Origin of the sequence: Pseudomonas sp. PA-5-4B (genome assembly GCF_021606215.1) — a bacterium.
In the GTDB taxonomy this organism is placed as follows: Bacteria; Pseudomonadota; Gammaproteobacteria; order Pseudomonadales; family Pseudomonadaceae; genus Aquipseudomonas; species Aquipseudomonas edaphica.
The window spans coordinates 1-529 of record NZ_WKDB01000148.1 but is presented as its reverse complement, the minus strand read 5'-3'; the positions used below and the strand labels follow the sequence as shown (position 1 = coordinate 529).

General features: G+C 49.3%; 1 protein-coding gene. It reads left to right on the top strand.

What is annotated here, in order from left to right:
• On the top strand, positions 1–529 hold a 529-nt coding region (locus tag GIW28_RS30600), incomplete at both ends, for an RHS repeat-associated core domain-containing protein (RefSeq protein WP_236490497.1).

Here is a 529-nt window from a genome sequence, read left to right as displayed (position 1 = left end):
CCGGCATCGCTACTACAATCCAGATATTGGTCGCTACCTGACGCCGGATCCGGTGAAGCTGGCGGGTGGGATTAATGCGTACCAGTATGTGCCCAACCCTACGGGGTGGGTGGATCCGCTGGGGCTAAATACTTGCCCTGGCGCAGGCAACTGTGATCCAGCTGTTGCAGCTAGCAGTCCACCCAAGTTCGCCAAAACAGACGAAGGAGATGTTGAACTACCCCAAACAGGGGGCGCACAACGGGCGGCCAAATACTCAGGCAACTGGAAAACGGCCGATCTAAATGAAAGTATCATCAAATTTGCGGGCTCAAACCCAGTTACTACAACGACGCACAAAGGTAAAAAAATATATAAAAACCCATCTGACGGCATTGAAATAGTAGAAGATTTAAGTGGTGGATACTTTAGAATACACGACCCTTCACTCCCGGGATCAAGACGTTATCTCAGTCTGGAAGGCATAGTACCAAACAACAAATTATCCCCTTCGGGAAAGCAAATGGGCAGAACACAGAGTGAATACAAC